Consider the following 8,751-nt stretch of genomic DNA (forward strand, 5'->3'; position numbering starts at 1 on the left):
GCGGGCCCGGTAGCCGGGGGTAGCCGGGGCGGTATCTCCGCAGGTAACTGCGGGGGTAGCCGGGGCTACGCGGCCTCACGGGCCGGGTCCGGGGACCCGGCCGGGGGGAGCGGTCGGGCGGGCGCCAGACGGGCCGCAGGAAGCGGCTCCGGGGCGGCCTCGGGGGCGGCCTCGGCGGAGGCCTCGGGGGCGGCCTCGGCCGGGTGGCCGGCGGGGGCGTCGGAGGGGGTCTCGGCGGGGGGTCCGTCCTCTCCCCCGAGAGCGAGGCCCAGGGCCTCCCCCGGGGAGCATCCCCACGCCTCGGTCGCGCGGTCGACGCGGAGCCCGAAGTCCATCCGCCGCTTGATGTTCACGGACTTGGTGACGGCGAAGCCGCTGGCGGTCAGCCAGTCGCGGAAGGCGAGCTTGTCCATCGAGCCTCGCTCGACGAGCCCGGCCTCCTCGGCGGTCGTGAGCACCGTGACGAGATGGACGGCGGGGCGGCCCTCGGCCTCCAGCCCGGCCAGCGTCTCCAGCACGTGGTGGGCCAGCCGGTCGGACGGGGACAACTCCCCCTCCTCCTCCTGGTCGTCGGCGACGTCGACGTCGCCCTGGTCGTCGTCCTTCTTCGCGGGGGCGGGCGGAGGGGCGACCATCCACGCGGCCGCCATCCATCCCAGGGCCAGCGCGCCGACGATCAGCCCCCGGTACGGGGCGAGATGGTCGAGCCACTCCCCGACCCGTGCGCTCAGGAGCTGCGACGCCGTACGGACGGCACCGGCCGCGATGACGCCGCCCAGGGCGAGCACGCCGAGCGCCTCCAGCGCGGGACGGCGGACCGGCGCGACCGGCGGCGCGGTCACGACGACCTCCTCCGCCTCCTGGCCCTCCTCCTCCTGGTCGCCCTTTCCAGCAGCCTTCGCCGCGGCCTTGGCCGCAGCCTTCGCGGCCGCCCCCGCCTTGCGGTCAGCGGCAGCCTGCTTCGCCGCCGTGGCCTCCAGGTCGGCGGACGCCGCGTCCCACGCCCACCGGGCCGCGACCGGCACACACCCACACACCCGGCCCGCCAGGACCATCGACCCGGAGAACAGCGCGACGATCGCGGGCCAGGTCCCCCGGGTCACCGACCGCACACCCTCGTGCTCATGTGCCGTGCTCACAGGGCACCGACCGCCTTCCCGAGGGCCAGGATCGCGTTGTGGCCGATGCTCCAGATGCCCCCGGCCTCCGCGTAGATGACCCCGGCACCGGTGCCGAGGAAGGCCGGGACGATGAGCTTCTTCCAGTCGAACAGGAAGATCACCCCCGTCACGGCAAGCGCGACGCCGCCCATGCCGATGGACCCGAACGTGCCGCCGGTGACCAGGCTGGTGGGGATCTGCGCGGACCCCTGCCCGATCTGCGACAGCACCGTGTCGGCCGCCGCCGAGAGCGTGCCCATCCCGATGCCCAAGGCCGCGGCTTTGTCGCGGTTGAGCTTCACCCGGTCCGAGCCACGCAGGCCCGCCAGGAGCACGATGCCGTCCGCGAGCGCGAGACCGGCGGTCCCCGCTCCGCCGAAGACCGGCCCAGCCGCCAAGGTGACGAGTTCAGTCGATGCGGTGATCACAGCAGTACTCCAGGGGCGTAGAGGAGGGAGGAGATCGTGATGGTCGCCAGCGGCACACGGGCCAACCAGCGGACGGGGAGCGGGGCGTGCGCGGCACGGCGGTCAAGTCCCCACCAGCACGCGGCGGCCAGCGGGCCCACCGCCAGGAGCGGCGCCAGCAACGAGCCCCAGGGCTCGATCGCGGCCATGCCGTCCCGGACCAGCGGGGCGGTCCCCTGCCCCCACATCGCCCCGCCGATCGCGGCCACCGGCCGGGCCGCGTAACCGAGAAGGCCGGGCAGCCGGTGCAGCAGGACCATCCGGGCCGCGTGCCACCCGGCGATGCCCGCCCCGACCGCGAGACCGGCCGCCGCGAGCTGCGGCACCGACGCGGCCATCCGGCCCGCGTAGTCCGCCCCCGCCATCGGGTCGCCCGTCGCCGACCAGATCCCCAGCACCCCGGCCCCGGCCGCCGACCCGTTGTAGATCGCCCACCGCAGACGGGGGTTACGCACCCACCCCGCCCCCGCCGTCTCCGGGGACGGCTTCGCGGACCCCTCCGTGTCGGCACCCGTAGCGGGCGCGTCGACCGTGTCGGCACCCGTGTCGGCAGGCGCGTCGACCGTGTCGACCACATCGGCGGGCGCGTCGGCAACCACGCTCTCGGCGGTCACAGCCGCACCCCCGCCCGGATCAGCAGAGCGCGGACACGCAGCTCGTCCCCACCCGGCACCCGGGCGCCCGGGGCCGCCGGCCGACTCGCCCACTCGTACCCGCCGGGCAGCGTCAGCCGCGTCAGCACCACGGTCGAGCGCGGCCTCCACCACCCTCCGGCGGCTCCCGCGACCATCCACATGTCGGTCCCTCTCTCCATAGGTACGAATCAAGCCGCCGCAAGGTGCTTCATGTACCTTCCGGCCGCCATGAAGGTACATGAAGGACCGTCAGGGCTGCAAGTGTGTACCTTGCCTAGGCAAGTCATGTACCTTCGAGACGTACTTGGGACCCGGCAAAGAGGGAGAAGTCATGGCATACAAGGCGCCCGCAGGAAAGGGGTACGCCGACGTCGCGGCCCACTTCCGCGAGCGGATCACCGCTGGAGAGCTGGCGCCGGGGGACTCGATTCCCTCCGTCGCCGCGATCCAGGCCCAGTTCGGCGTCGCCTCGAAGACGGTGAGCCGCGCGCTCGGCGTACTGAAGGGGGAGGGCCTGGTCACCTCACGAGGAGCGCTTGGCACCGTCGTCGCCGAGTCCCCGCTGGTCATCACCGGCGGCGACAGGCTGGACCGCGTGCACCGCAACGGGTTGAGGTACGCGCCCGGCGAAAGCTCCTCCGGCCACCGCGTCATGCGGCGCGCCGTTCATGACCCTGACGTGTGCAGCGCTTTGGAGCTGGAGCCCGGGGACGAGGCCGTGATCCGTATCCGGGTCTTCCGCCAGGACGACCGACCGACGTCCATCGGCGTCTCCGTCTACCCACCGCACACGGTCTCCGCCGTACCCGAGCTGGCAGACGACGTCCGCATGGTGAAGCAGTTCGACCAGCTCTACGCCGAGCGCACGGGCCACCAGGTCGAGCGCGGCCAGCGCACCGGACACGCCCGCCAGGCATCCGACGACGAGCTCACCGCGATGGAGATCACGGCGCCGCCCCACTCAGCAGTGCCGGTCGTCGTCACCGCCCAGACGTTCCACGACGACGACCGGCCCCTCGCCTACTGGGAGGACGTGTACGCGCCCGGCACCCGCGTCCCCATGGGGTGACGGTCAACTCCTGCCCCCGCCAACGGCGCCGCCCACCACCGGGCGGCGCCGTTTTTTGCACCCCCTCCGGCCCACCGGGACCGCACCCGGGCACAGACCGCCCACCGCCCGTAATCCTCCGTGGCCCACCGCACGGGCGGCCGCGGCGACTTCGCGCTGGGAAAGACCGCTGGCGGGGAGGGAGGGGTGCCCGGCGGGGCCCACGTCGCCGTCTCCCGGACGATCACGAGGCCGGGCGCCGTACCCCCGCCGTCACGCACGCGGGAGCGTGAGGCGCCCACCCCCGCCCGGGAATCGGCTGGCGGGGAGCAGCAGCTGCCGCGCTGTGGCGCCCCCCGGTGGGGGGCGCGGTTCGCTTCGGGCATCGCATCGTCGTGGACGAGGCATCGGACGACCAAGGGGACCGGTCCGACCCGTCACGCACGCGCGGCCCGGCCCGCCGGCCAAACCGCACGGCAGGCGGACCTCCCCCCGGCGGCCCAAATCGACCTGTCCGACGCGTCCCCGCAGGCCCGACCAGTCCGCCGACCCGTCCGCGACACGGCCGCCGACACACCAGGTGACACGTCAGGACACGTCGGCCGACACGTCAGGACGCGTCGCCGACACGCCGCCCCACGACACCGGCCGCCGTGCGCTTCAGCGTCGCCCCGATGTCCGCCGACGCCTGCACCAGGAGCGCGGCCTGGGCCGGATTGTCGGCGGCCTCCCGTCCGGCCGCGTACATCAGCCACTTCTGAGCCTCCACCAGCGCGGCCCTCAGCTCCGTGACGGGATCATCGCCGGGCGGCTGTCGGTCGACCGACCGCTGGGGCTGGCGAGCGCCCATCACCGGGAGAGCGGGCGCCCCGTACTCGGGCGTTGGAGAAGAAGAACCCATGTGCTCAGCACACCACGACCAGGAACACCGCGACACAGACCTCACCGACACGTCACCACCACGAGCGATGAGCACGACCAGGAGCACGACGACGTCGAGCACGACCAGGAGCACGAGCAGCTGCACGACGTCGACGACGACGACGAACACCAGCACACCTCTTGCACTCCGCGCGCGGATCTACGATCCGGGGATGACGACATCCCGCCGGCGCCTCGGCCTCGGCCCCGCGCAGCAGTCCTCCGCTCCGATCCCCGCCGGTCCACCTGAGGCACACGAGGGTCGGATCCGTGCGACCGAAGCCGACCTGGGCGGGCCATCGTTGTACCGGCCGGACGTCTCTCTCGCCGAGCTCCGCGCGCACGGCGTGCTCGACCCGCGGCCCGCGCCCACCGGGGACGACCACGTCCGGCCCCGCGCGTTCGGACACGGGCAGACAGACGCAGCAAGGTAGTGCGAACTGGGCCCAGTTTCGCGTGCAGGCGGGGACAGCCAGTTGTGGGTTACTGGGCCCAGTAACCCAAAAGCCGCCCGGGGACGGGCGGCTTTTCGGGGTTGCCCAACGGGTTGCTGCACCGGTTGCTCAACGGGTTGCCGTGCCGGTTGCCCACCGGGTTGCGTGCGGATTTTCGGCGCCCGTCCGTCGCCCCAGCTCAACGCCCGTGGGTCAGCGCTGGGTCAGCGCCGACACCTCTCCCCGGACCGGGGAGAGGCCACTCATCCATCCCGGCCGGGGCCGACTCGCGACCGCGGCCCGGGCCCGCCGGCCAAACCGCGCGGCAGGCGGACCCTCGTGCTCACCGGCCGCCACAGCGGAGCAAGATGTGCGTTGACGTTCCATTACCGGCCGCCGACAACCGGCGGTTGTCGGCGGCCGACACGGTCACTCGGCAGGCGTGTCGGCCCGCGACACGGCCGTGTCGCGGGCGGCGAGTTGTGCGAGCAGGCCCGCGAACCGGCGCCTCAGCCAGTCGGTCTCAGCCTGCTCAGCCTCAAATTGGGCCGCCTTCGCCCGTGCCTCGCGCTGGGCCAGCATGCGGGCCGCCATGTGCTCCTGGATGTCTGCGATCTCCTGTGCGGTGAGCGGGCGGACGTGCCCGGCGAGACCGCCGAGCCCGTACACCAGGTCGCCGACCGAGTCGTAGACCTCGTCGGCCACCACCGCCTCGACCTCTGGTTCGGCCAGGTGCCGGACGACCGTCCCGTACGCCGTGGTGCTCATGACCACGCCGCCGGTCAGCGGCTCGCGCGCGGCCTGCTCGTAGGCGAACTGGGCGTCGCGCTCCTCCGGGTTCTCCTCCTCCTCCAGCCCGACGTGCCGCCGCATGCCCCGGGTCCACTCGATCGCCCGGCGCCCGGCCATGGCCTGCTCGTACTCCGCCCACCATCTGCGGAGCTGGAGGGCGGTGCCGTAGCCCTCGGCCTCGTCCTCGTCCAGGCCCTCGGCCTCCAGGTCCCACAGCCGGTAGAGCATCTGGAACGGGACCATGCTGTTGCGGCCCCGGCCGCGCTTGTTGTCCGCACGGACGGTCTCCAGCGCGACCCCGCCCGCCGTCTCCAGGTCCTCCGAGACCGAGTCCGCTCGCTTCCCGTCCTGCACCTTCGTCATGTACTCGATCAAGGCCTCGTCGTTGGCGGACCGGATCACCTTGACCATGACCCCGTGGCCCTTGCCCCCGCACTTGCAGCCCTTGCGGCCGCACTTCTTGGTGGGCTCGAATGTCGGGTCGGCCGCCCGCAGCATGCGGGTCCAGAGGGCCCGGAGCCAGCCCTCCCACTCCTCCAACGCGGACTCCGTGGGCACGAAGTACCCGTCCGGCAGGACGACGCCCTTGGCCGGGGTGCCGTCGACCGTGGCCCCGACGAAGATCAACGCGTTCGTGTGCGGGTGCCACCCGTTGTCCTGGCTGCGGGTGACCTCTGAGGCGCGGACCATCCCGGCGTACCCGATCCGGTGCCGGATGCCGTCCCGCGCCGGGCGGATCGACTCCATGCGCGTGCCGTCCTTGCGCGTCCACCGGTTCAGGCCCTGGGGCCGCCCGTAGAAGTCCGGGTCCGTCAACATCCTCTGGTAGGCGCCGGGCGCCCGGCGGGGCTTGCCGGAGCGGTCCAGGACCGGCGCCCCCTCCGCGTCGAGCAGGGGGGCCCCCCACATCGCGTCCGAGAGGGCCGCCAGCCGGTGCGTCTGGTTGTGGCGGCCGGTCAGGACCACGGCGATGAGCGTGCCGCCAGCCGCCAGCCAGCGGAGCGCGGCCGTCTTCAGTTCCTCGGTCCGGCCGGTCCGGATCGCAGCCGAGCACTGCGAGCAGAACCAAATCCGCCCGCAGCGGACGACGCCGAGCGTGACGACGTAGCCCCGGGACGTCCGGCCGATGACGACGCCGGTTTCCGGATCGAGCGCGCTCTTGCCGCACGCCCGGCATGCCCGGATCCCGGAGACGCGGTTGAGGATGCGGCGGCCCTGCCACCTGCGGATTTCCGGTTTCACCACGGTCCGCTTGGGCCGGGACTGAGGGTCGTCCGCCCCGCTCTCGGAAAACTCTGTCAACCCTTTCCCTAGGGTGTCCCTTTTTGGCTGACCAGCACGTTCGGCCGCTGCGGCGGCCCTCTGGCCCCGCTTTTTGCACCGGTCGGAGCAGTACCTCCGGGGGCGCTTGCCGGGGGTGTGCGTGATCGCCGTGCCGCAGAGGCACCGGGGTCCGGCGGCGCGCGGGGCGGGAGGTGTTGCGGACGCCGATGCGTCCCGTACGCTGAGCACAGACGAGTCCCTTGGTTGGTAGCCGGGTGACGTCAGAAGCGGTCCGGGATTAGGCCCCCGGGCCGTTTCGCATTTCGTGGGGTCGATCCTGCCACTCCTGTGCGACACGGGGGGCGACCCGGGTGTGTGTCGCACGTGTGTCGCATGGGGTTTGACGGGTTGTAGAAAGCCCCGCCGGGTCAACCGGCGGGGCTTTTGTGCTGGTTACGCCTGGTCTGCGGTGGCGGGGGTGGTGACGCGGTGCCAGGACTCGCGGAGCCGGGCGGCGCCGCCGACGTAGCCCAGCTCGCGGTAGCGGGTCTCCATGTCCCGGTAGCTGCGGGGCGGGTCGGTCTCGGTGACGATCATGTGCACGACGGCGTCCATCTCGACGTCGGAGAGCTGGACTCCGGGCGCCGGACCCGGCTCCGTGTCGGCCGTGTCGGCGCCCGTGTCGGCCGTGTCGGCGGGTACGGGCGTGTACCAGGCCTGCGGGATCGACTCCTGGGTGCCGAAGTCCGGCCCCGGCGCGGGCTCGGCCACGGGGGCCGGGATCGACTCGGCCGGGGCGCCGGCCAATTCGGCGGCCGCCAGCTCGGGCTCGGCCACCGGCTCGACCACCGGCCCCGGCTCGACCACCGGCCCCGGCTCGGGCTCGGCCAGCGGCTCGGCGGCCGGGGCCGGGGCGGGGGCGGTGGCGCCGGCGGATTCGGCGGCGGCGGGTCGGCGCTGCTGGAGGACCAGGGCGTCGGCGTCGGCGATCCCGGCCCGGAGCGCGAGGGCCAGCAGTGTCCAGCAGAGCGCGAGCAGGGTGCTCATCACGACGAGCGTGATGGTGACCAGGTCGTGTCCGCCCTCGTGGACGTGGGCGGTGATCTCGGCGCCGTACCCGATCGCCATCACGGCTCCGGCCGTTGCCTGCACCGGGGTCGAGCGGGTGACCGCGCTGCTGAGCAGGATCAGCTCCGCCGCGAGGACGAGCACCTGGAGCGCGACGGGCAGCGACCAGGCGGCGGGCGCCGGGAGTTCGGCGGGGAGGTAGCCGCGGAGTGCCCAGACCTGGACGGCGGCGAAGGTGCCGCTGCACAGGATCAGCACGCTCAGGCTGATGTAGGTGATGTACCGGTAGATGGCGCTGGTGGTGGTCCGCATCTGCCGGGCGACCATCTCGCGGACCAGCATGTCGGCGCCCGTGTCGGCGGCCGTGTCGCGCAGGTCAGGGGCCGTGTCGGGGGTGTGTCGCATGTCGGGTACCTCTCGGGGGGTGGGCCGGTCCGGGGGTGCCGGACCGGCCCACGGTCGGGGGGAGGGTCAGCACTGCCCGCAGGTCTGCGACGGCGTCTCGGAGTAGAACTGGCGGCCGCACCACATGCGCTGCCACCAGTTCGCGAGCCGGGCGTACATGCGGATCGCCTGCCGGGCCGTCACGACCGGCCCCCGGTCGTCTTCGGGGTGCCGGGGACGGGCTTGTCGGCGGGGACGGTGGTGTAGCCGCCGGTGCTGGAGGCGTACTCGCGGACGTGCTGGGGCTCGGCCTCGGCGCGCTGGGGGTCGCGTGCGGGCATGGTCTTCCGGAGTGCCACGATGGGCTCCTGTCTCCTCGGAGATGGGACCGGGCGCCCCCCGCTTGCTTGGAGGTAGGAGGGGGGCGCTCGGTGCGTCCCGACCCCTTCTGGGATCGGGCGGATTTGGGGTAGCCGGGCCGGTAGCGGGCCCGGTAGCCGGGGGTAGCCGGGGCGGTATCTCCGCAGGTAACTGCGGGGGTAGCCGGGGCTACGCGGCCTCACGGGCCGGGTCCGGGGA

Annotated in this window: 9 protein-coding genes; 1 reads left to right on the forward strand and 8 read right to left on the reverse strand. The window is 73.4% G+C overall.

The window, feature by feature from the left end; genetic code table 11:
* Positions 1-65: 65 nt before the first annotated feature.
* The 4 genes from ACIQGQ_RS36845 to ACIQGQ_RS36860 are packed head-to-tail and all read right to left on the reverse strand — an operon-like array spanning position 66 to position 2,441.
* Positions 66-1,139: a hypothetical protein gene (locus ACIQGQ_RS36845; protein WP_402404962.1), complete on the reverse strand. Its 1,074-nt coding sequence runs from the start codon at positions 1,137-1,139 to the stop codon at positions 66-68.
* On the reverse strand, positions 1,136-1,588 hold the full coding sequence (locus ACIQGQ_RS36850; protein ID WP_402404965.1) for a hypothetical protein: 453 nt from the start codon (positions 1,586-1,588) through the stop codon (positions 1,136-1,138). Before ACIQGQ_RS36850 ends, ACIQGQ_RS36845 begins: the two co-directional genes overlap by 4 nt.
* The gene (locus tag ACIQGQ_RS36855; RefSeq protein ID WP_402404968.1) at positions 1,585-2,241 is read right to left on the reverse strand and encodes a hypothetical protein; all 657 of its coding nucleotides are present in this window, start codon (positions 2,239-2,241) and stop codon (positions 1,585-1,587) included. The genes ACIQGQ_RS36850 and ACIQGQ_RS36855 overlap by 4 nt, the downstream gene beginning before the upstream one ends.
* A complete protein-coding gene (locus ACIQGQ_RS36860) occupies positions 2,238-2,441 on the reverse strand; it encodes a hypothetical protein (RefSeq protein WP_402404971.1) in 204 nt (67 codons plus the stop codon). The genes ACIQGQ_RS36855 and ACIQGQ_RS36860 overlap by 4 nt, the downstream gene beginning before the upstream one ends.
* A gap of 152 nt (positions 2,442-2,593) precedes the next feature.
* Between ACIQGQ_RS36860 and ACIQGQ_RS36865 the strand changes: the two genes are divergently transcribed.
* Positions 2,594-3,331, forward strand: a complete 738-nt coding sequence (locus ACIQGQ_RS36865; protein WP_402404974.1) for a GntR family transcriptional regulator — start codon at positions 2,594-2,596, stop codon at positions 3,329-3,331.
* 589 nt (positions 3,332-3,920) lie between these two features.
* Here the strand turns inward: ACIQGQ_RS36865 and ACIQGQ_RS36870 are convergent.
* From ACIQGQ_RS36870 to ACIQGQ_RS36885, 4 genes are all read right to left on the reverse strand, one after another.
* Positions 3,921-4,367, reverse strand: a complete 447-nt coding sequence (locus tag ACIQGQ_RS36870; RefSeq protein ID WP_402404977.1) for a hypothetical protein — start codon at positions 4,365-4,367, stop codon at positions 3,921-3,923.
* A 727-nt stretch (positions 4,368-5,094) separates the two neighbouring features.
* Positions 5,095-6,759, reverse strand: a complete 1,665-nt coding sequence (locus tag ACIQGQ_RS36875) for a replication protein (RefSeq protein ID WP_402404980.1) — start codon at positions 6,757-6,759, stop codon at positions 5,095-5,097.
* Positions 6,760-7,173: 414 nt separating this feature from the next.
* A complete protein-coding gene (locus tag ACIQGQ_RS36880; protein ID WP_402404983.1) occupies positions 7,174-8,193 on the reverse strand; it encodes a hypothetical protein in 1,020 nt (339 codons plus the stop codon).
* Between the two features lie 179 nt (positions 8,194-8,372).
* Positions 8,373-8,531 (reverse strand): hypothetical protein, encoded by a 159-nt coding sequence (locus tag ACIQGQ_RS36885; RefSeq protein WP_402404986.1) that lies wholly within the window; start codon positions 8,529-8,531, stop codon positions 8,373-8,375.
* Between the last annotated feature and the right edge of the window lie 220 nt (positions 8,532-8,751).

Source organism: Streptomyces sp. NPDC092952 (assembly GCF_044754785.1).
Lineage (GTDB): Bacteria > Actinomycetota > Actinomycetes > Streptomycetales > Streptomycetaceae > Streptomyces.

Coding starts and splice junctions, on each gene's coding strand:
- ACIQGQ_RS36860 (WP_402404971.1), bottom strand. CDS start 2,441: ATGGAGAGAGGGACCGACATGTGGATGGTCGCGGGAGCCGCCGGAGGG.
- ACIQGQ_RS36865 (WP_402404974.1), top strand. CDS start 2,594: ATGGCATACAAGGCGCCCGCAGGAAAGGGGTACGCCGACGTCGCGGCC.
- ACIQGQ_RS36880 (WP_402404983.1), bottom strand. CDS start 8,193: ATGCGACACACCCCCGACACGGCCCCTGACCTGCGCGACACGGCCGCC.